This is a genomic window from Microcoleus sp. F4-D5 (assembly GCF_036704885.1).
GTDB lineage: Bacteria > Cyanobacteriota > Cyanobacteriia > Cyanobacteriales > Microcoleaceae > Microcoleus.
Window position 1 is genome coordinate 23,718 of the sequence record NZ_JAUBSX010000004.1, and the last position, 21,105, is coordinate 44,822.

At 46.0% G+C, this 21,105-nt stretch carries 21 protein-coding genes; 14 read left to right on the plus strand and 7 right to left on the minus strand.

Features of this window, described 5'->3' with window-relative positions; translation table 11 throughout:
• The first annotated feature begins 58 nt into the window (after positions 1 to 58).
• From sir to QUA80_RS03160, 7 genes are all read left to right on the plus strand, one after another.
• A complete protein-coding gene (gene sir, locus QUA80_RS03130) occupies positions 59 to 2,047 on the plus strand; it encodes a sulfite reductase, ferredoxin dependent (RefSeq protein ID WP_333421326.1) in 1,989 nt (662 codons plus the stop codon).
• Between the two features lie 256 nt (positions 2,048 to 2,303).
• Positions 2,304 to 3,128, plus strand: coding sequence for a 16S rRNA (uracil(1498)-N(3))-methyltransferase (locus QUA80_RS03135; protein WP_333421328.1), 825 nt, complete (start codon positions 2,304 to 2,306; stop codon positions 3,126 to 3,128).
• Between the two features lie 81 nt (positions 3,129 to 3,209).
• Positions 3,210 to 3,440, plus strand: coding sequence for a hypothetical protein (locus QUA80_RS03140; RefSeq protein ID WP_333147873.1), 231 nt, complete (start codon positions 3,210 to 3,212; stop codon positions 3,438 to 3,440).
• Entirely contained in the window at positions 3,430 to 3,777 is a 348-nt protein-coding gene (locus QUA80_RS03145) for a type II toxin-antitoxin system PemK/MazF family toxin (protein ID WP_333421330.1), read from the plus strand. The genes QUA80_RS03140 and QUA80_RS03145 overlap by 11 nt, the downstream gene beginning before the upstream one ends.
• A 106-nt stretch (positions 3,778 to 3,883) precedes the next feature.
• A complete protein-coding gene (locus tag QUA80_RS03150) occupies positions 3,884 to 4,333 on the plus strand; it encodes a lysozyme inhibitor LprI family protein (RefSeq protein ID WP_333421332.1) in 450 nt (149 codons plus the stop codon).
• Positions 4,334 to 4,638: 305 nt separating this feature from the next.
• Positions 4,639 to 5,205 carry a hypothetical protein gene (locus QUA80_RS03155; RefSeq protein ID WP_333421334.1) on the plus strand — a complete coding sequence of 189 codons (567 nt, stop codon included), beginning with the start codon at positions 4,639 to 4,641 and terminating at the stop codon, positions 5,203 to 5,205.
• A 281-nt stretch (positions 5,206 to 5,486) separates the two neighbouring features.
• Positions 5,487 to 6,254 (plus strand): PPC domain-containing protein, encoded by a 768-nt coding sequence (locus QUA80_RS03160; protein WP_333421336.1) that lies wholly within the window; start codon positions 5,487 to 5,489, stop codon positions 6,252 to 6,254.
• 18 nt (positions 6,255 to 6,272) lie between these two features.
• Here the strand turns inward: QUA80_RS03160 and QUA80_RS03165 are convergent, their stop codons facing one another.
• Positions 6,273 to 6,497 (minus strand): YgiT-type zinc finger protein, encoded by a 225-nt coding sequence (locus tag QUA80_RS03165; protein WP_015174123.1) that lies wholly within the window; start codon positions 6,495 to 6,497, stop codon positions 6,273 to 6,275.
• Positions 6,487 to 6,810 carry a DUF4258 domain-containing protein gene (locus QUA80_RS03170; protein WP_333421338.1) on the minus strand — a complete coding sequence of 108 codons (324 nt, stop codon included), beginning with the start codon at positions 6,808 to 6,810 and terminating at the stop codon, positions 6,487 to 6,489. The genes QUA80_RS03165 and QUA80_RS03170 overlap by 11 nt, the downstream gene beginning before the upstream one ends.
• 108 nt (positions 6,811 to 6,918) lie before the next feature.
• Here QUA80_RS03170 and QUA80_RS03175 point away from each other — a divergent pair, with 108 nt between their 5' ends.
• The gene (locus QUA80_RS03175; protein ID WP_333421340.1) at positions 6,919 to 8,076 is read left to right on the plus strand and encodes a tetratricopeptide repeat protein; all 1,158 of its coding nucleotides are present in this window, start codon (positions 6,919 to 6,921) and stop codon (positions 8,074 to 8,076) included.
• Positions 8,077 to 8,180: 104 nt separating this feature from the next.
• Here the strand turns inward: QUA80_RS03175 and QUA80_RS03180 are convergent, their stop codons facing one another.
• Positions 8,181 to 8,669 carry a hypothetical protein gene (locus QUA80_RS03180; protein WP_333421342.1) on the minus strand — a complete coding sequence of 163 codons (489 nt, stop codon included), beginning with the start codon at positions 8,667 to 8,669 and terminating at the stop codon, positions 8,181 to 8,183.
• Between the two features lie 318 nt (positions 8,670 to 8,987).
• Here QUA80_RS03180 and QUA80_RS03185 point away from each other — a divergent pair, with 318 nt between their 5' ends.
• Complete coding sequence (locus QUA80_RS03185; RefSeq protein WP_333421344.1) at positions 8,988 to 9,605, plus strand: triacylglycerol lipase; 618 nt, start codon at positions 8,988 to 8,990, stop codon at positions 9,603 to 9,605.
• Positions 9,606 to 9,607: 2 nt separating this feature from the next.
• Entirely contained in the window at positions 9,608 to 10,219 is a 612-nt protein-coding gene (locus QUA80_RS03190; protein WP_333421346.1) for an alpha/beta fold hydrolase, read from the plus strand.
• 127 nt (positions 10,220 to 10,346) lie between these two features.
• Here QUA80_RS03190 and QUA80_RS03195 read toward each other — a convergent pair whose 3' ends face one another.
• Entirely contained in the window at positions 10,347 to 10,778 is a 432-nt protein-coding gene (locus tag QUA80_RS03195; RefSeq protein WP_333421348.1) for a VOC family protein, read from the minus strand.
• Positions 10,779 to 10,789: 11 nt separating this feature from the next.
• Here QUA80_RS03195 and QUA80_RS03200 point away from each other — a divergent pair, with 11 nt between their 5' ends.
• Positions 10,790 to 11,629, plus strand: a complete 840-nt coding sequence (locus QUA80_RS03200) for a TIGR00297 family protein (protein ID WP_333421350.1) — start codon at positions 10,790 to 10,792, stop codon at positions 11,627 to 11,629.
• Between the two features lie 300 nt (positions 11,630 to 11,929).
• Here QUA80_RS03200 and hetR read toward each other — a convergent pair whose 3' ends face one another.
• The 3 genes from hetR to QUA80_RS03215 form a co-directional block, all read right to left on the minus strand.
• Positions 11,930 to 12,835, minus strand: coding sequence for a heterocyst differentiation master regulator HetR (gene hetR / locus QUA80_RS03205; protein ID WP_333421536.1), 906 nt, complete (start codon positions 12,833 to 12,835; stop codon positions 11,930 to 11,932).
• 721 nt (positions 12,836 to 13,556) lie between these two features.
• On the minus strand, positions 13,557 to 13,784 hold the full coding sequence (gene patX / locus QUA80_RS03210; RefSeq protein ID WP_333238891.1) for a heterocyst-inhibiting protein PatX: 228 nt from the start codon (positions 13,782 to 13,784) through the stop codon (positions 13,557 to 13,559).
• Positions 13,785 to 13,880: 96 nt separating this feature from the next.
• Entirely contained in the window at positions 13,881 to 15,683 is a 1,803-nt protein-coding gene (locus QUA80_RS03215; protein ID WP_333421352.1) for an FAD-dependent oxidoreductase, read from the minus strand.
• Between the two features lie 327 nt (positions 15,684 to 16,010).
• Between QUA80_RS03215 and cysC the strand changes: the two genes are divergently transcribed.
• The 3 genes from cysC to QUA80_RS03230 all read left to right on the plus strand — a co-directional run bounded on the left by cysC (position 16,011) and on the right by QUA80_RS03230 (position 20,629).
• On the plus strand, positions 16,011 to 16,535 hold the full coding sequence (cysC, locus tag QUA80_RS03220; RefSeq protein ID WP_333421354.1) for an adenylyl-sulfate kinase: 525 nt from the start codon (positions 16,011 to 16,013) through the stop codon (positions 16,533 to 16,535).
• A 37-nt stretch (positions 16,536 to 16,572) separates the two neighbouring features.
• The gene (locus tag QUA80_RS03225; RefSeq protein WP_333421356.1) at positions 16,573 to 18,150 is read left to right on the plus strand and encodes an SLBB domain-containing protein; all 1,578 of its coding nucleotides are present in this window, start codon (positions 16,573 to 16,575) and stop codon (positions 18,148 to 18,150) included.
• Positions 18,151 to 18,295: 145 nt separating this feature from the next.
• A complete protein-coding gene (locus QUA80_RS03230; RefSeq protein ID WP_333421358.1) occupies positions 18,296 to 20,629 on the plus strand; it encodes a polysaccharide biosynthesis tyrosine autokinase in 2,334 nt (777 codons plus the stop codon).
• Positions 20,630 to 21,105: the final 476 nt, after the last annotated feature.

Here is a 21,105-nt window from a genome sequence, read left to right on the forward strand (position 1 = left end):
AATTGTCAAGAAATATTCGATCGGCTGTATCTAATTATAACTGGCACTATACATTCCCATGATCACATCTTCCACTTCAACTCCTGTTGCGCGCAAGCCCTCTAAATCAGAAGGTCTCAAAGAACGCAGCAACTATTTACGAGAACCCGTTGCGACTGAACTGTTACAAGAAACTACCCACTTCACCGAAGACGGGATTCAGATTCTCAAATTTCACGGCTCGTACCAGCAAGACAACCGCGACAATCGAGTTAAAGGACAAGAAAAAGATTATCAGTTCATGCTCCGCACCCGCAATCCCGGCGGGTTCACTCCGCCGCAATTATACTTAGCCTTAGACAAGCTATCTGAAGAATACGGCAACCACACGATCCGCGTTACAACGCGCCAAGGTTTCCAACTTCACGGGGTGTTGAAAAAAAATCTTAAAGCAGTGTTTTCCTCAATTATTAAAAATATGGGGTCAACCTTGGGAGCTTGCGGCGACTTGAACCGCAACGTCATGGCACCTCCAGCACCGTACAAAAATCGCCCAGAATACAAGTATGCGCTGCAATACGCCAACAATGTCGCCGATTTGCTGACGCCGCAAACCGGTGCTTATTACGAAATTTGGCTGGACGGCGAAAAAGCTATTTCGGCCGAGGAAGACCCCGCAGTGAAGGCGGCGAGACAGAAAAACGGCAACGGCACAATCTTTAGCGACAAAGAAGAACCGATTTACGGCAGCCATTATATGCCGCGCAAATTTAAGTGTTCCGTTACCGTGCCGGGAGACAATTCAATTGACTTGTACTCTCAGGATTTGAGCTTGGTGGTAATTACCAATAAAGCCGGCGAGTTGCAAGGTTTTGACGTGTTTGCTGGTGGCGGTTTGGGCCGCACTCACAATAAAGAAGAGACTTTTGCGCGGGTTGCGGATGAGATTTGCTATGTTGCCAAGGATGATGTTTACGATTTGGTCAAGGCAATTGTAGCAACGCAAAGAGATTACGGCGATCGCACAGACAGACGGCACGCGCGGCTGAAGTACCTGATTAACGACAAAGGCGTACAGTGGTTCCGCGAAAAAGTGGCCGAATATTTTGGCAAGCCGCTAGAAGCCTTTAAACCGCTGCCTGAGTGGAAGTATTTTGATTTCTTGGGCTGGCACGAACAGGGAGACGGTAAACTGTTTGTCGGCATTTCTATAGAAAATGGCCGGATTAAGGATGAAGGCTCATTTCAGCTAAAAACGGCTTTGCGGGAAATTGTGCAGAAGTACAACTTGCCGATACTGGCGACGCCGCACCAAAACGTGCTGATTTACGATATTTCGCCGGAGATCAAACAAGAAATTCAGGGAATACTCGATCGATGCGGCATTCAGCGGGAAACGGCTATCGACCCCTTAGTGCGCTATGCAATGGCTTGTCCGGCAATGCCGACTTGCGGGCTGGCCATTACCGAGTCTGAGCGCGTGATTCCCAGCATTTTAGAGCGGATTCGGGCACTTTTGACCAAAGTGGGCTTGAAAGACGAGCATTTGGTGGTGCGGATGACTGGTTGCCCGAATGGATGCGCCCGCCCTTATATGGCAGAATTGGGGTTTGTCGGGAGTTCGCCGGAATCCTACCAGATTTGGCTGGGCGGTTCTCCCGATCAAACGCGGCTGGCAAAACCAATTGAGGAAAAGCTGCACGTAAAGGATTTTGAAGCTTTTCTGGAGCCTATTTTTGTATATTTCAAGCAAAAACGGCAACTGAGCGAGAGTTTTGGCAATTTTTGCGATCGCGTCGGGTTAGAATCTATCCGTCAATTTGTAACCAACTACCAATCTACTGACTCGATGACAACTGAGATTAATGAATTAGATGTTACGTCTAGTAACGATAACGGGAAAGAGACTGCCGCTGCTAGCGGTGGCAAAGTCCGCCGTCGAATTAGCGTCCGCGATGAAATCTACAACGAGCTCAAGGAAGAAGCAGCCCGTCAGGGCAAGCCGATTACACAGCTAGCTACAGAAGCGATTTCTACTTATTTAAAAAAGATCAAGGAGGAAGCATAAGCTGATTTTCGATTTTCAATTTGTGATTTTCGATTGTATTCAATAGACTTCTGGCAAAAGTAATATAAAGGCAGATCATTTGCAGAAAAAAACTTGAATTTGTAAGATAATTCCGGTTGTAGATGCTCTGCCTTTATTATTTTTGAGCTTGAAACTCCGCTTGCCTATATCTTCTCTTTTTCTCTTCCTCTGCGTTCTCTGCGTTCTCTGCGGTTAAATAAAAAAATATATTAAGGAAAGAGCAATCCAAAATAAAATGGCTCAATTACAAAGATTAGCAGTTAGTCCCGCTCAAATTTGCGATCGCCAAATCGACTTAACTAAAGAACAGCAGCATTATTTAAACCGAGTGCTGCGTTTGAGTGAGGGCGATCGATTTATTGCGATGGACGGCCGGGGACATTGGTGGTGTGCCGTCCTAGAATTGCGGGAAACCGGGTTATTTGCCTCCATAGCAGAGGAGATTTCTGCGAACAGGGAGCTACCCGTAGAGGTGACTTTGATGGCGGCTTTGCCCAAGGGAAACGGCTTTGACGAGGTTGTGAGACAGGCGACGGAGTTGGGTGTGGCAAGTATTGTGCCGGTGACGAGCGATCGAACTTTGCTCAAACCAAGTGCTCAGAAGGTCGATCGGTGGAGAAGGATTGCTGCGGAGGCGGCGGAACAGTCGGAACGTCAATTTGTGCCGACGATTTTAGAGCCTGTTTCGTTTGATATGGCTGTCAAAGATTGCGGTCAAAAAAATAGATTTATCTGTGTTGCTCGCGGGGACAATCGGCATTTGTGGGATTGTTTGTTGGGTAATTTAGAACCCCCCCAGACCCCCTTGTTAAGGGGGGAGCAAGATGGAGCGACTGGTTTCGATCCACCCCAACCCCCCTTAATAAGGGGGGAGCAAGAACGGGAGGAATTAGCGATCGTGATTGCTGTTGGGCCGGAGGGTGGATGGACTGATGGTGAGGTGGAAAGGGCGATCGAATTTGGTTTTGAAGCTGTTTCTTTGGGGAGTAGAATTTTAAGAGCGGTGACAGCACCGATTGTGGCTTTGTCTTTAGTTGGCGCGGCATTTGAGAAGAGCTAATCTCCACCAACCCGAATCGGAGACTTGATGGGTTTGGCGATCGCCGCTAAAATGTAAATAGATAATTATCAGAGGAGTAATATGTTACAGTCAGTAGAGGGGATATACCGAAATGGCAAAATTGAGTTATTGGAAATGCCCGCCGACATAGAAGAAGCGCAAGTTATTGTTACTTTTATGCCAAAAGTTGGCTTAGTAAACTTGCAATCTCGCGGTATCAACCAGGAACAAGCGGCAGATTTACGGGTTCGGTTGAGTAGATTTGCTCCTGATTGGGAACTACCGGAGATGGATGCTTACGATGCCTTATAGTCGCGGTGATGTGGTTTTGGTTTTGTTCCCCAGCTCGGATTTGCGTACTGCGAAACGCCGTCCAGCTTTGATAGTTCAAGCTAATAATCTGGGGACTGGTTTAGGGCAAACAATTACGGCAATGATTACTAGCAACTTAGCCCGTTCAGGACACCCAAGCCGGGTTTTTGTTTCCCTAGCAACACCGTCCGGGCAGCAAACGGGATTGCTAGCTGACTCGGTAATTATGACAGACAATCTTGTGACGCTTCTAGAAATTGAAATCGATCGCAAAATTGGTACTTGGTCAGATATGTCAGCAGTGGATGCAGCACTCAAGCACACTTTGGGAATCTAATCAAAAAAGGCGTTTCAATTCAGTAAATATAAAAAAATATTTAAATTAATCAAATAAACTCTGTCTCGTGTTAAGAGGAATTATCAGATAAATGGGTTGACGGGCAATGAAAATATGGTTGAGGAAAGGTCGAGCGCTCTTTTGGTCGATTCCCTACGGGATAGCTTCGCTTCACGCGCTTTTGGCAATTTTCGCTACAACATCAGTTTCTGCACAATCTCCTAGCTTTCCCCTTGCTCAACAGATTAATTGCGATCGCCCTCAAGGAGATGCCCAAGTCAGAACTTGTATTCGGTTGAAGTATGAGGCCTCGGATCGACAACTTAACGAGGTTTACCAACAACTGATGTTCCAATTGAGCGGCGAAGAGCGATCGCTACTTTCCGAAGCACAATTAGGGTGGATTAAGTTAAGAGATAAAACCTGTGAATTTGAAGTTTATAAAAATCGTGGCGGTACGGGTTATGGAGGTTTCCTCAATGAATGTTTGGATCGGATGACTAAACAGCGCACTGGGCAACTAGAAAAGTATTTAAACGGGTTTAATTCCCTTTAGCGCCGATGGAGAGCGACCTGTTCCGGGCGATTGGATCGTAGCAAATCCGCCTTTAATATTCTGTTTATTCTTTAGTTTCAAGCGAGAGGGACGATAGTTTGTATAGGATCGGTTTCAATCGCCAATTTTTATCTATTTTATGTAAAATTTTGTTACAAAAATCGCTATTTCGCATAGAAATAGCGGAATGAGGCGAAGAGAGATAGATATATAGATATAGGCTTTTGGGTATCGCTACAGTTGCTGTTGAGCAAGGCTGAGGGTTTGCAATAAGAAGACGTTTTTGGAAACAGAGAAGAAAATTCATGAAAGGGCGATCGATATTTTTTACATTATTCATCAGCACAATAGTCATTGTTTCTGTGTGGGCAACATCAGTCAACGCTCAAGCCAAACTGACAGAGCGAGCGAAACTCGCGCTTAATGGAATTGGGCCGATCCGAGTAGGAATGACCGTTGGTGAAGCCTCACGCTCTGCTGGGATTAAATTAATTAAAAGTGGGATTAGTGGCCCTGACGACTATTATTGTTCGTATTTTAAGCCACAAACAGAACCAAAAGGAATTAGTTTTATGGTAGCAAAGGGTCGCATTGCTAGAGTTGATATTAGCAACCAGCGGTTTACTACAATCAAAGGCGCTAAAATTGGGGATACTGAAAACAGAATTTTATCACTTTATCCAGGTCAGATTAAAGCAACACCGCATCCTTATATAGGTATGCCACCTCAAAACGGGAAATATCTAACTTTTGTGCCGAAAGATGCGGCGGACAAAAACTACCGTATGATTTTTGAGACTAGCAGCAATCGGGTAACAAGTTTCCGATCGGGAAAACTTCCTGAAGTTGAGTACACAGAAGGGTGTGCTTAATATGGCAAGTAATTTGTGTTTGAGATATCACTTGTAAAGGAGATCAAAAAGACGATCCAGAAAGGAAGAGAGTTTTTGAGTGCAGTCGTGACTGTGACAATTTTAGGTGCAACATCATTGTATTTGCACAATAAGTGAGGCTAATCGCACTGAAATAGCTGGCGAACTCATTTTATGGGCGTGACACCTCTAGAATTATCCCACAATTTCAGGCGACTGGTTGTACTGCTTGTTTGCCAAACAAGCAATAGATTGATACTTCTGAACCAATCAACACAAAAATGAGGATAAAAATCATGAAATGTCGATCGCCCTTCACCTTCACCCTCACCCTCATCTCAGCAATTGCCAGCACCACCGTACCAGCAGTTTTCGCGCAGCGACAGCCATCCGCCAACCAAATCTACATCGATAAAAATTGCCAGCGCAACCAGCAACTACCGCAACTTGAAAGATTTACTATTTTTAGCAGAAACGAATTTACAACTAACGGTCAAAACTACTGGTTCTACGCCGCCCGCTATCTAGACGGAGCCGTGCTTTTTTGTACCTCAAAACCCAACTTCAACCAACCTAAACCTCTAACAGCAAAACAAATACAATCCCAATTTATTGACAAAATAGCCCGAGAACCCAACAACAAAACAGCCTTTATCATCGCAGTCAGAGAAGGAAATGGCCCCGAAGCGCCCGTGACAAATTACGGCTTAGAATTGAGCAATGTCGATCGACCAAAACTCACCTCCCTTTCCATCCTACAGCGCCGAGAAACCTTAAAAGAAGGCGAATCCCGCCAACACACATTTCAAGGACGGGCCGGTCAATCTATTACGATCGACCTCAAAAGTAGAGCATTCGACAACAACATAACACTGTTCGACACCAGCGGCAAAAATATTGCCGAAAAAACAGGCAACTCCCTGAATCGCCGAGAGTCTCAACTCACCGTAAAATTGCCTAGTAACGGCACTTATAAAATATTTGTTAAAGGAGGCGATCGTACAAGCAAAGGTACTTACAGCTTAAGCGTTAATTCCAATCAACTTTAACTGAACTTTAACCAACTCCTAAGCAAATTCAAAAACAGGTGTTTCAATCACCCTAGTCGGCTTTCTATCTTCCCAAATCATCTTTTGCAACTGTTCCACAGTTTCAGGCGAAAAAAATCGCTCTCCCGTTTCCAAACACACTCTAGCAGGAACATTTTCAATAATAATAAACTTACCCTTGATTTCAAGGGTATAACTTACTTTTTGTTCCACCATTGTTTCTTGCCAAATATCATTGTTCATTTTGATTTATCCTTAACTTAAAATCAATCCAAATTTTCGGATCTGGTTCGTATAAAGTAATGATTTTTACCAAAGGACGAGATGGATAACTGCACTGAACGTGCAAAGGTCTATTGCCAATAGTGAAGCCGAAAATCAAACAGCTTGGACCATATTTGTCATTCGGATACTCTTCGATAACTTCACCAGCCATTATAGCTTCCCGGAGTTCTTGTACCCTGATACGGCGAACTATGCTTTGGTTTACTGCGTGTTGTGAAAGCTCAAAATCATTTTTGACAATTTTGACACGTATTTTTTCAATGATTGTCATAGTTTCATATCATATCTATAAGTTAACACAACAGCGAAATTTGTTAACCAGTGGCGAAACCACCCAAACATCAGCCAAGATAGAAACAACGCCATTCCCGCAATCGCCATGACAGACATCAACCAAATAGCCGCCGCCTTAGAGGATAAAGAATACAAACAAGCTGCCCAACTCATCAAAAAACTGCAAAAAGAATCCCCCGAAAATCCGTGGGTGCAATACTATATCGCCCGCTACTACGAACTCACCAAAAACCTCGAAAAAGCTCAAACAACCTACAAACAAATACTCCGCGACATCACCAACCCCAAAATCGTCTCCCAGACCCGCCAAGCTATTCAACGGATTGAAATCGCACAACAAAACCTCCGCCAACAAGCCATAGAAACCGCCAAAAACGACCCCAGCAACCTCGAACCCGGACTCCTCATCCTCGAACCAGTTAGCCCGGAAAACAAACCCGCAGCAATTCAAAATATCAGCAGAATCTTCAAAATCGACGCATACACAACCCGGATGCAAATCCAAAGCCGCGGCTGGAGACTTTACAAAACAGGCCCCATTGCCGAACTCCGAATTTACGGTCAAGAACTCCTCAACGCCGGGATTCCCGTATTTTGGGCTACCCTAACGGATATTCAAAAAATCCAAATATTCCGAGTGCAACACTTCCAGTCTCTCTCTTCCCCAGCCGTTGTTTGCAAAGATCGACTCGATAGACTCGGTGCCATCGAATTTAACTGGTCAGAAGTTACCCAAAGAGTAGAAGGCTTGTTGCCGATGTTCATCGAAGTCATGGACTACTCCCCCAACCGAAGAAAGGAGCAATTTCGCCACAGAGAAATCAGGCAAGATTACGCTCAAATCTGTGACTTGCACATTCCCAGCAGAAACTGCATTCTGCGAATTTGCGACCAAAGTTACGAATTTCAACAAGGAGTGGAATTCATCAAAGCTTCTGCGGAGATCCCCACTTCACCTAATCCAAAAAACAAAACATCCAGAGTCAAAAACTCTCAACAGATTCCTCAAAGTACCACCCGAATTAACTGGAATAACTTACTGGAAATATTCGATCGCCAGCTTGACGTTACAGTTTGGTCAGAATTTACGCCCTTTGCCGAGACAGTGCTCGATTACACTAATATGTTGAGCAAGATCGAATCTCATATAGAAGTCGATCGCAAATCCGAAACTCCTTGGGATTCAGCTTTTCAGCTATACAGCGGATTAGCATTCCTCCGAAACCCAGAAAATAGGGAATAGAACAAAGAGTTAAAATTAAAAATGAGTAATCCCATTTTTAATTTTTTAACGCCAGCATTGGGAATTATCCAATGCCCAATTCCCTATTATCAATTCCTCATTTCTTACTTTGTTTTCACCTGACGGGCCATTTCCCGGAAATTGTTCATGCTGGGGCCGGGGCTCCGACGAGTTGTTGTTGATGTCGGCATTAAATTATTAGGAGCAAAAGTCCGAATAGGTTCAGGTTGACTCGGCACTTTCCCGTTATTTGCTGCGGCAGCAGGTACCTTCGCGGGTTCAGGAGTCTTAGCGGGAACGCTAGCGGCTGGTTCCTTTTCTTTCTTAGACTTTTTCTCTACCTTAGCCTTTTTAGCTGGTTCAGACTTCTCAGACTTCTCAGACTTCTCAGACTTCTCAGACTTCTCAGACTTAACAGGCTCAACTTTTGCCGGTGCGACCGCAACAGGCTCAGCCTTCGCAGGCGCAACTTTTGCCGGTTCCTTGGTCGAAGATTCGCCCAAATCTAGGAAATATTCAGACTTTTTCAAGCCCAACAGTCTGGCGAAAAAGCCGAAAATACCGCCGAAGAAATTTTTGATAAAACCAAACATTAGACTTACTCCTTTTGTTCTTTTAGAGAAATTTGTACAAGCTTGTCAACAAAATTAGACTACGAGGTTAGGCAACTTTTGTCTACATTTCTTAATCAAAATTTACATTTTGCTGTATTTAAGCTACCTCATCCAAGCAATTTTTAGGTATAAATACCATCACAGCTTTGCACTTATTTACAAAGTATCTCAGAATTTGTTAGCGATTCCCACTAATTGCCGATCGTACCTCGATCCGATTCGCTAGCTGTCCTAGTAGGGGTCAAACTCCCTAGGGGAGTAATCTATGCTGTAATCAGCAAGCAATTTTCTTTTCAAATGAACAGTTCGCTCGATCGCAATCCCGTCATCCTCATACACGGCATCTGGGACACAAAGATTATTTTCAGCAAAATGTCTGCCCGCCTCACCCAACTCGGATGGTCAGTCCACAGCCTCAACCTCACCCCCAACGACGGCAGCCTCGGCCTCGACTTACTGGCCAAGCAACTCGCAGACTACATCTCTGAAACCTTCGATCCAGAACAATCTTTAGACATAATAGGCTACAGCATGGGCGGCATCGTCAGCCGCTACTACGTCCAGCGACTCGGAGGAATCAACCGAGTACAGCGTTTCATCACCCTATCTTCCCCCCACCGCGGCACCCTCACCGCCTATTCCCTACGCCTACCAGGATACCTGGATATGCGCCCCGACAGTCGCTTGCTGCGCGATTTGAATCAAGATGTGACAATGCTCAAACGCCTAAACTTTACATCAATGTGGACGCCATTTGACATCATGATTGTACCGGCGAACAGCTCCCAAATGCCAGTAGGTAAAGAAGTTAAAGTCAACGTTTTGCTGCACCGCCAAATGGTGACAGAGCCCCAAAGTATTAACGCAGTAGTTGAAGAACTCAAAGCACCTATAGAAAATAAAATTCCCACTTAAAAATGAATAGCGATTTCAGCCGCAATCCCGTCTTGCTAATTCACGGAATCTTCAGAAAATCGGGAATTTTTCACAAAATGTCTGCCTATCTCACCCAACTCGGGTGGTCAGTCTACACCATCAACCTCTCGCCCCATTGGGGCAATGCGAGCATAGACGAATTAGCCCAACAAATAGCAGATTATATAGACAAAACCTTTGCGCCCGAACAGCATCTAGATATAGTAGGATTGAGCATGGGCGGTTTAGTAACTCGCTACTACCTGCAAAGGTTAGGCGGCATTAACCGAGTGCAGCGCTTTATTGCCATATCTTCTCCTCACAGCGGTACTTGGATGGCTTACACTCTCTGGGGAAAAGGCTGCATCCAAATGCGTCCTGGCAGTGCTTTTCTGGAAGATTTAAATCGAGATGCAGCCTTGTTGGAAAAGCTCAATTTTACTTCGATTTGGACTGATTGGGATTTCATCATCGTACCGGCTTCTAGTTCCCAAATATCTGCTGCAAAAGAAGTAAAATTGTCCGTATTCGCCCACGCCATGATGGCGAGGCATTCCAGCAGTTTAAAAGCGGTCGCTGAAGCACTTTCAGAACCATTGAAAAATCACGATTAACCGTTTGATTCATTCTTGTATTATAATGTCAAATTTTGTAGGGGCGGGTTTCACCTACAATAATTGCCTAAAACAACAATCTCGTAAACCTGCCCCCACAAGAGGCAAATCGCTACCGGATTAGATATCAAACAGCGTCCCCAACTTCAGCGTATTCGCTGCGGCCAAAAATTGCTTCAGCTTCACAGTAATACTTGAACTCCAGTATATTGTGGAAAGGGTCTTCTAAGAAGAAAGTACGGTGTTCTGTAGGCAAACCGACAAATCGCCGTCTCGGTTCTTGATAGAAATTTAAGTTATTTTGCTGGGCTTTTTTTAGCAACCCTTCCCAGTCAGCTTCGGAAGTAAAAATTAACCCGAAATGCCGGGGATAGATGCCTCGCTGAGGCGTCAAAGGTTCGTGGCTGACGTGGGCGACAATTTGATGGCCGCACAGACCCATAATCGCAGAATTAGGTGATTCGCGACCTAGTTTGCAGCCCAGCCCGTCTACATAGAACGCTTTTGTTTGGGCAATATCGGTCACGGGGAAGGCAAGATGAAATAAGACTTGGTTCATGGAGGTACTAAATGCAGAATTCAGAATTGTTCTTTAATTATTTATCTTGGTCTAATCCTTGGTTGGTGGCGATCGCCCTAAATACAGTTTTACTCGCGATCGGCACCATTGCTCCTAAAAAATTGCTCACTCCCGCCGGCCAATTTCACGGCTGGGTATTGGGCGTCCTCATCTGGGGCTGTTTGGGATGGCAAGGCTATGCTGTGGTGATGTTTTACTTTCTTGTCGGATCGGGAGTTACCAGCATCGGCAAAGCCCAAAAAGAAGCAGAAGGCATAGCCGAAAAGCGTTCCGGCGCCCGAGGTCCAGAAAATGTCTGGGGTTCGGCTTTAACCGCTACTCTTTGCGCTTTGGGAGTTTTGGCATTATCTATTTTAGGAGAGACAGGAAAGATGGCTGTTTTAGGAGAGACAGGCAAGATGCCTGTGCCACAAGATGCTATTTCCCTGTTATTGCTGGGTTACGCGGCGAGTTTTTGCACCAAACTTTCGGATACCTGCGCTAGCGAAATCGGCAAAGCTTACGGCAAGCGGACTTTTTTGATTACCAGCTTGCAGCCTGTACCTAGGGGTACCGAAGGGGCCGTAAGTTTGGAAGGAACGATCGCGGGTATTGTCGGTTCAATTCTGATTGCGCTGTTGAGTTGGGCCGTCGGTTTAATTGATTTGACAGGAATTGTTTTTTGTGTTATTGCAGCTTTTATTGCCACGAACATCGAGAGCGTGATTGGGGCGACGGTGCAATCAAAGTTTGAGTGGCTCACGAACGAGCTAGTCAATTTTTTCAATACACTCATAGGAGCGATCGCTGCGATCGTTTTAGCGGCGGCCTGGAAAGCTTTTTTAGCTTAGTTAATGCGGACGCATTTGCGACCCAATCAACCTGGTTTTTTACGATAATTCAAACGATTAATATTATGTCCGGTCGATTACCCCTAATACGGTAGGGGCAGCTTCACGAAAAATATCTGCCAACAATCTCCAATCTCAAAAACCCGACCTTTTAATCGCGGTCACTCGATCGGACACGATATAATAACACAGTATTTTTGGAAAAAAAGCCTGTGGCGCCGTCCAGGGCTATTAGCTATTAATCATTAGTCATAAGTCTCAAGCAATCAACTCATGACTAATGATTAATAGTTAATCAAACTAAGCGTCGTCTTGCGGCCCAAAAACCATTTGTAAAATCATCGTCGGTTCGCCCCGCTTGTGATAGCGATCGGCCCAATTGCGAATAATCTCATCTAATTCCTCAAGAGCTTGGTCGAGGCGTTCCGGCGGAATATCCAAAGTTTCCATAATTCGCATCACCTTCGGTTGTTTTTCCGCCCAGTCCTTCATCAGCCGGAAATATCTAGCCGTATCCTCAACCATAGTAAATGTCCGCTCTTCCTGCTCTGCGGGAGAGTAAGTAGCGCGAGTGAGGGCATAAAACGGCATTCCCCAAGGAGCATCAATGCGAGTGACTGTTCCCGAATAGATCAAGCGCCGCTTGATATGTTCTGCTAAAGCTTCGCTCAAAGGCATTCGCCTTTCTGGAGGCATATCTTCTTGCGATCGCCTGTGCAGAAACTCGATCAACTCCATAAACTGAAAAGAATTGATCAGTTGAGCGTCAGGGGGATTCGGAGGAATCTTGCCTTCGAGATATTTTTTTTCATCCGCAGTCAAGTGGTTCCCGGGAATCCGAGGGCGTCCCGGCAACCAAGGATACTGTTCCAGCCAGACATAAGGAAACTGAATCAAATATCTAGGTTCCTGGGAACCCAACATTTTCAGCAATTTTCCCTGAGTCAGAGCTTCCTGGACTTCCTCAACAATCACCTTCACCCGTTTAGGCTCAATGTGATGCAAGTGTCCAGTCATCCGCAGGTTGTTTTTTTCCTCAATATAGGTCATGTAAATAGCACACTTAGCCGCCGTTGCGGCCGCGTCTAGAAACGCCCCGTGCCTGTGCCCACTGGTTCTCATGGCGCTAAACGCCAGATATAGCATGATCTGATCCATTGCACTAGGGCTGAGGCTTTTGACCAGATCCAAAGAGTCATTTTTCATCACTATCCCCGAAATAGCCAAATTAGGAGGCATTTTGTCGTCCTCCATTAAATTATTGCGAGAGCGCCGAATCAAGCATAGCCGACTGTCGCCGGAAAGCTTGCCAGCTACCCTAATATTCAGGTTAGTTAATTTCCCTGAGGTAACAGGGGCATGGGCTTAAAGGCTATCCACACCGCATAAGTGGTTCTTATTGGTGGCCAATTTAAGTAGATTGCTGCACCCTCTGCGCTGACAGTTTACCTATATATAAGTTAGCGATCGCACGTTAATTATAGTGCAGCCGTTGAAAATTCAACCCCACCTGCGGTGGAGAGAAGGTAAATAACTTTTGCGCTCCGAGGACTTTGAGGCGAGTCCGAAGTGATAATTATTGAATAGTCATGGATGCCAAACTCGGTTTGACAAACTAAAATATGGCGGGGAGGGCGAGGGATATCGGTTAAAAAACCCAGACTATCGGAGGCTTTTGGCTAATTCCTGTTTTATTGAAGGGTTTTCAATACAAAACCGCCACCTACTAGAATCTATCTCTAGGTAGATGGCGGTTCCAGGTCTATATGCTAACATTTATCACACAAAAAGAATCTCCTAATAACTGTTCACAAAAATTGCAGTTGTCGCTTAACCTGAAAAACTAGAATCCCAGAAAATCCGATCGCGCGCTCGAATGAACGGCCAGAACCAACTCAGTTATGGTAATCGCTTGCGTCCAGTGCCATTAGAAATCTTGTAGCGGATGAGTGTAAACATTTGGCTCAGTAAAATTCCTGCGTCCGCTGCCTCTCTCAGGACCGCGCTCGCCTTTTTGTTGAGTTTGGGCTGACAACATATATTGGGCGGTAGCAGTTTCGAGCATTGGGAGTGGAGATTCAAAAGCTCGAGCGGCGCTGGCACTCAAGGTAATGCCCAACAGGCTCAGTAAAGCAATTGCAGTGTAGGTGTGCATGGGTAGTATCCGTGTCAGTGTCTATTACGTGATACGGACTTGCCCCGGTCTATCAGGATAGATATCTGTGCAATTTTCGGATCTGTGCAAAAAACCCTACCTCTTCAATTCTACCGATCCCGCCAGCAGCCAAGCACCGGCAAAATTCAGCCTACCCCATACTGTCAAAGGCTTTTCGGTTTCGCAACCTTGTAAAAATCTGTCGGTTTCCGAGTCCAAAGTCACGAGTTGCCAAGTTTGACCTGCTACAGATGCGGGACTTGTCAGCGTTAGTGTCCAGTCTTGTTCGCGCAGGCGGCGGAAAATGCCCGAAAACTCGCTGTGGGTATTTGCTGTTTTACTGCTTTGTTTCTCTACAGACAAAGGACATTCGCCGCTGGCGGGATATGCTTGAGGCCGATCGAGATAATAGCGTTGCCAGTCGAGCCAGTCCGATCGATCCCGTGTCAAATTAAATAAAGGAATAACCGCCGCACTCGCCTCGGAATCTTGCAGCAAAGCTTCTTGCAACACTCTCACGGGCAAATCCCGCGGCTGACATCCAGATTCCGCGCACAAAGCCGCCGCCATCCCCGCCGCCTGTCCGATATTCATTACCGTCGGTTGCAAGCGAGTTGCACCGTTGGCGATGTGAGAGACAGAAATATTTTTTTCGCAGACTAGCAAACCGTCTGTACTCGCAGGAATTAGCGCGCTGTAAGGAACGGTAAACGGAGTTCCCGTCCAGCGGCCGCCCCAGCGGATCGATTTGGGCTGCAAGGGAATGTCGCCACTGGTGTAGTGGTGGTCGTTGGCATAGTTGCCGATCGCAATTGTTTCACAAATGCCCTGATAATTTATCGGCAACTTCGCGACTCTTCCACCGACAACAGGCAAAATATCTTGTTCTCTGATGGTTTGTACTCCTCGCAAACGCCGGCTTTCTCGGTAGTAAGGATGCAAGGCAAAGGAAGGAAGAATGGAAGAATTTTGTTGATTTTCGATCGTGGAAATGGGGAAAATATTCTGTGCTAAGCCGTAGCGGCGGCCGAGTTGGGTTTGAATGAAACGGGCGAAACTTTGAGTGTGCCACAGACTTTCTTGCAGGAATTCTTGTTGAGATGCTTCAGATGCAATTAGTCGATCGACCCCTTCACCATAATCATTACCTCGAATCGGCCAATTAATCATCAACAATCCCCCCGGAAGCCTGCCGTAATTGAGAAATTGTTCGGGAGTGTAACCGTCCCAAGCACCAGTAAATCGATCGGGATTGTCAACAGGCGGGGCGGGAATTTCTGGCCCGGCCCCAGCTTTACCAAAATCCTGCATAATTGCCACCCAAGTCGGAGCTTGCACCGAATAGCGCTCTGTCAGAGCGTTAGAAGCAGCCGGTGCGCTGGGTTCTCCCCACTCGGCTTGGAATTCCCAACCCCAGCGGTGCCCAACTTCCCCTAAAGCCAGCAAATCTCCCAATTCCGTTGCATCCAAAGTGATTTTGGCCGAAACCGTAAAATTTGCAAACCGAACGCCAGCAATGCGAGATCCTTCCCTTACCACATCTTGAGCTTTTTGTCCACAAATCCACTGTAAGTTCGGCAAACATTTAACCCAATCAGCGAAAATTTCAGCACCGGTGCGGGGATCGTAAGTAAAAAAACTGACCCAACCCCAATCCAAACCTCCCGGCTGTCGCTGCTGGAGTTCCCGGAGAAACGCGCCCCACAAACCGGTTTGAAAAGCTGCTAATTCATTGCCATCGGGGGCACAAACGCCAGCCGAAGTCAGCATTCCTCCCAGCCAGGGGAATTCGCTTACTAAAATAGTTTTGGCACCTCGGCGGGCTGCTTGCACCGCAGCAGCGGTGCCGCCGGTGCCGCCACCGACTACCAAAACATCTGCTTTTAAGACCGAAGACATGGGCAATAGCATTTTAGATTTTAGATTTTAGATTGCGAAAGGCTCAGTAAGGCGATCGGTTCGCTAGGGATAGATGTTCGGTGTTTGCGATCGCGCAGTGAATTTTACTGTATAAATACTTGACAAATAATAAATCGGGAATTATACAGCGATCGCACAATTTTGTGACTAAATGACCCCAGGAGCGATCGCAACTTTTGATTTCTCACTTTTTGCCCGCAAATATTGCTAATATGACACCGCGAATAACGATAATAGAAAAAAGGGAACTGCATCTATAAAGTTTTACGTCTTAATAATTTCCCAGTTACTAATTAACGGCTGAAAATGGAAAAAGGTTTTATTTTGTGGTTCACCGGGCTGAGCGGTTCCGGCAAGACAACTATCACCAAAGCTCTCGAACCCGAACTGAAGGCAAGAGGTTGCAAAGTTGAAATATTGGATGGAGATGTCGTTCGCACCAACTTGTCAAAAGGTTTGGGATTTAGCCGAGAAGACCGAGATACTAATATTCGGCGGATTGGGTTTGTCGCCAACTTGCTGAGTCGCAATGGAGTTGTGGCAATTACCGCAGCTATTAGCCCCTACAGAGCAATTCGCGACGAAATTAGAGCAATCGAGCCAAATTTTGTGGAAGTATATGTCAGAGCGCCGTTAGAAGTGTGCGAAGTTCGCGATGTCAAGGGGCTGTACGCTAAGGCGAGAGCCGGAGAAATTAAGGGTTTTACGGGAATTGACGATCCTTATGAAGAACCGCTCAATCCTGAAATTATTTGTTACACAGAGCGAGAAAATGTGGAAGAGAGTGTTAAAAAAGTTCTGAGCAAGTTAGAAGAGTTGGGTTACATTTGATGGTGGCGGGGTAGGAAGCGGATAAGGGCAAAAGGCGATGGCGAGCAAAAACTATTCAAAATTCAATACTGTCAAAGGTTTTACGGTCAAATTTTTAACAGTTTCAGCGCTGGCTGCGGGTTCATCTCCGGCGATTGGCCAGTTTTTGCCTCCTCCTCCTCCTCCAGGCTCTTCTGTTCCCGTACCCGTGCCCGAAGTGCCAGGATTTCCGGCGGTTCCGGCAAGTGCACCTTCAAGTGTACGATCGGAAGTCTACACTTTAGGCGCGGGCGATCGCATTCAAATGGACATCTTCAACGTCCCGGAATACAGCGGCCCCAACGGTCAACACCAAGTACAGGCCGACGGTTCCCTGAGTTTGCCCTTAGTTGGCAGCGTTTCGGTGTACGGGATGACCTTAGAACAAGCTTCTAATGCAGTTAAAGAGCGATACGGCAAATACCTCAAACGTCCTTGGATTACGCTGAAATTGCTGGCACCGCGTCCTTTGCAAATTGCGATCGCGGGCGAAATCAACCGCCCCGGAGCCTATACAATATCCTCAGCAGCAGGCCCCGGAGGCACAGCAGAGCAAATGGGAACTCAAATGCCAACGATATCGCGGGCTCTGCGAATGGCCGGCGGAATTACCCAGTCAGCAGACGTGCGGCAAATCAAAATCCGCCGCCCTCAGCGCAACGCACCGGAACAAATTATTAGTGTGGATTTGTGGGAATTATTGCAAAACGGCGATTTGCGGGCCGATATGACTTTGCGCGACGGCGATACTATATTTATTCCCACTGTAACTAGCCTCAACCGCCAAGAAGCACCGACTTTAGCCGTAGCTAACATTACCGGCCAAAGCACTCAACCAATTAATATTGCTGTGGTGGGCGAAGTAACTCGCCCCGGTACTTATACTTTGGCAAAAGAGGCTCAAAGTAGGGTACAAGAGAATGAAATGGGTGAAAATTCTGGTTTGTTTGCTGCTAGCGAAACAAACGGCGGGGAAACTATTTTGCAGCAAACTGTAACGAGGGCAATTAAAATGGCGGGCGGCATTACGCCGGTAGCTGATATCAGAAACATACAAGTTCGCCGCCTGACGCGGGCGGGTACAGAACAAATTATTAATGTGAATTTGTGGCAACTTTTGGAAGCAGCAGATGTATCCCAAGATTTAGCCCTGCAACAGGGAGATACGGTAATCGTTCCCAAAGCCGAAAACCTCGATGCCACCCAAGACGAACAAGTTGCTAATTCTAATTTTTCACCGGATACGATTAAGGTCAACATTGTGGGAGAAGTCGTGAAACCGGGAGCGATTGCGGTGGTGCCCAACACTACTTTAAATCAAGCGCTGGTAGCAGCGGGAGGTTTTAATAAAGCGCGGGCTCAAATGGATTCGGTGGATTTAATTCGCCTCAATCCTAACGGCACAGTTTCCCAGCTAACTGTTAAGGTTAATTTTTCTGCAACTGCCAATGAAGAAACTAATCCCAAACTGAAAAATAATGATGTAATTATGGTAAGGCGATCGGGTCGCGCTACGTTCTCGGATAATGTAGGCGGCACTCTCGCGCCTCTCAGCCCGCTGTTAGGAATATTTCGGTTGTTCGATATTTTTCGGTGATTTGAATAGACTGGCATTAAGTCCTCAGAAACCCGCTTTCTATAAATAAAAAATTGCGGTTTGGTAATGAAATATCTCGGAATCAACCGATTTGCTGAAACTGCCACCAATACAGACGTTTAAACTAATAAGTTGTAGAAATCAAATGAAACCAGGAAAAAAATCTCAATTAGCACTTTTTAATAATCATAAAAAAGCGGCCGATCTGCAAGAAATGTCTTCCGTGCTTTATGAAGAAAATCAATTTTTAGGCAGGCAAAAAACAGAGGAAGAAGAGTTAAGTTTTTGGGAAGTTTGCCGCAGTCGCTCCATCTTAGTCATCGGCGTAGCAGCGGCAGTGACCACCGGGGTTTTTGCCTGGACGCTGAATCAAAAAAGTGAGTACGAAGGGCGTTTTCAATTATTAATAGAACCCGCTGTTACGCAAAATACTTTAGCAAAAATCTACTCGGGCGAGCTGAAACTGCAACCAGCGACCCCCGCGCCGGCGGCGACAGAAAAGCCAGATTTTGACTACGAATCGCAAATACAAGTTTTGCAAAGCCCGCAAGTGATGTCGCCGATTATTAAAGAGTTGCAGGCTAAATATCCCGAAATAAATTACAATTACCTTTTGAATGAAAAAGCCGATAATTTGCCGTTTTCTCAGCAAACCAGGCTGTCAATTAATCGCTTCAAAAATACCAAGATTATTGAAGTTAGATATCGGGATTACGATCCCAAAAAAATTCAGTTTGTTTTGGGGAAAGTTGCGCTAGGATACCGCAACTACAGCGTGCAAGATACCAGAACTCAAATTAGTCAGACTCTGGATTTTGTGAAATCGCAAATTCCCAACCAGCGAAAGCGCCAACAAGCTCTGCAAACAGAAATTCAAAAATTGCGGCAGCAGTACAATTTTATCGACCCGCAAATTCAAACTCAACAACTCGCACAGCAAATCAGCCAACTTCAAACGCAAAGATTGGACGCACAAACGCAGCTCAATCAGCAGAGATTGCTCTATTCCAATCTGCAAAATCAGCTCGGACTCAACCAGCAGCAAGCGCTGATGGCATCTGCTTTGAGTCAAGCTCCCCGCTATCAAGGGATGCTGACTCAATTGCAGCAATTAGAAGGGCAAATTGCTATTAACTCGGCTACATTTACAGACCAAACTCCGCAAATGCAATTGTTGCGAGAACAGCGCAAGAACCTGATTCCGTTGTTGAAGAAAGAAGCCCAAGAGGTTCTGGGAACTGATTTAGGTAAGGTAAATTCGCAAGTGCTGGCTTTTCAAGATCCGGTGCGGATTAAGTTAATCGAGCAGTTTATCGGTACTGCTAATTTAATTCAGGTACTGGGCGTGCGGAATCAAGTTTTGGAACAAGCTGCTAAGCAGTTGAATCAATACTCTCAAGGATTCCCAGTGATTTTGCGGCGCTATTCCGATTTGCAGCGCGAATTGGATTTGACTAACAATACGCTGAATAGTTTGGTGGCAAAACAGCAAGCTTTGCAGCTTGAAGCTGTGGGCAAACAAGAGGTGGCTTGGGAAGTTATTGCTAAGCCGGAAATTCCGCGCTACAAAAATGGCGAGTTGATGGCTGTTGCTCCGATTATGCCTTTGAATTTGGCTTTAGGGGGAGTGGCTGGTTTGTTGTTTGGTATGCTGGCGGCGCAGTTGGCGGAACGGTTTAAGAATAAAACGGTGTTTCACACTCCGGAGGATGTCAAACATTCGATTCGGCTGCCTTTGTTGGGGGTGATTCCTGCTAGCGATAAAATTTTGAGACTTCCTCCTGCTGAGACAAGTCCGGTGGATGTGGCAAGTTCGCCGGTGCCGACGGATGCTTTTCAAGAAGCTTTTCGATCGCTCAATGCTAATATTCGCTTATTAAACGTTGATACTCCGATCAATTCTTGCGTAATTACTTCTTGTCAAGTAGCTGACGGTAAGTCTACTGTGGCAGTAAATCTGGCACGGGCGGCGGCTGCAATGGGCCAGCGAGTGCTGTTGGTGGATGCGGATTTACGGCGGCCGCAGGTGCACGAAATGCTTGGTTTACCGAATTGGCAAGGCTTGCACAATGCGATCGCGGATGATGTGGATGTGGAACAGTTGATTTTGCGATCGCCCCGCGATGAAAATTTGTTTGTGTTAACTTCCGGCCCGGTTCCTCCCGATCCCACAAAGGTGCTTTCTTCCCGAAAAATGCCTCATTTAATGGCAGCTTTGTCAAGTCATTTTGACTTAGTTATTTACGATACTCCACCGCTTTTGGGTTTGGCGGATGCGAATTTGTTGGCGGCTCACACTAACGGATTGATGCTGGTAGTGGGGCTGTATCAGACTGAGCGGGAGGCGCTGTTGTTGGCTTTTGAAGATTTAAAAATGGCGGGAATTCCGCTGTTAGGAATGGTGGCGAATAACGACAAAAGCAGCAGGTATTACTATCAGTCTTACGTGCAGGATTACATTCAGGAAAAATCTGTTTGAGGGAGAGAAATTGAGAAATGTGTAGTGGAACAGGCCGTCTGGTCTGTTATTGAGAATGCAAGGCGGGCGGGACACCCGACAAGATATTTCATCCATCTTGTACCATTAGGATCGCGAATTAAATAATTTACACTCTTGAAAGTGGGGAGTAGGGGTTGGGCCGGCGTCCCGCCCTTTCTGGACGGGCGGGGCGCCCATCCCACAAAAACTATCAGGCATTGTAAGTTATTTAATCCTCATTTCTTAATTGTGAATAAAGCTGTCAGGGCGGGCGGGACGCCCCACAAAAACATTTAACTTTTATGGAACAGGCCGTCGAACCTGTTCTTGAGATTTGTGCGTGATTTCAGAAAGACAAATTTTCTTAAGATTTGCGATCGAGACTCTGGACTATAATTAAAAGTAGAGAAATTTAAACAAATCGCGGCACTTGCAAATTTGCAAGACCTGAAAGAAAACGTGGCGGGTAAATTCCT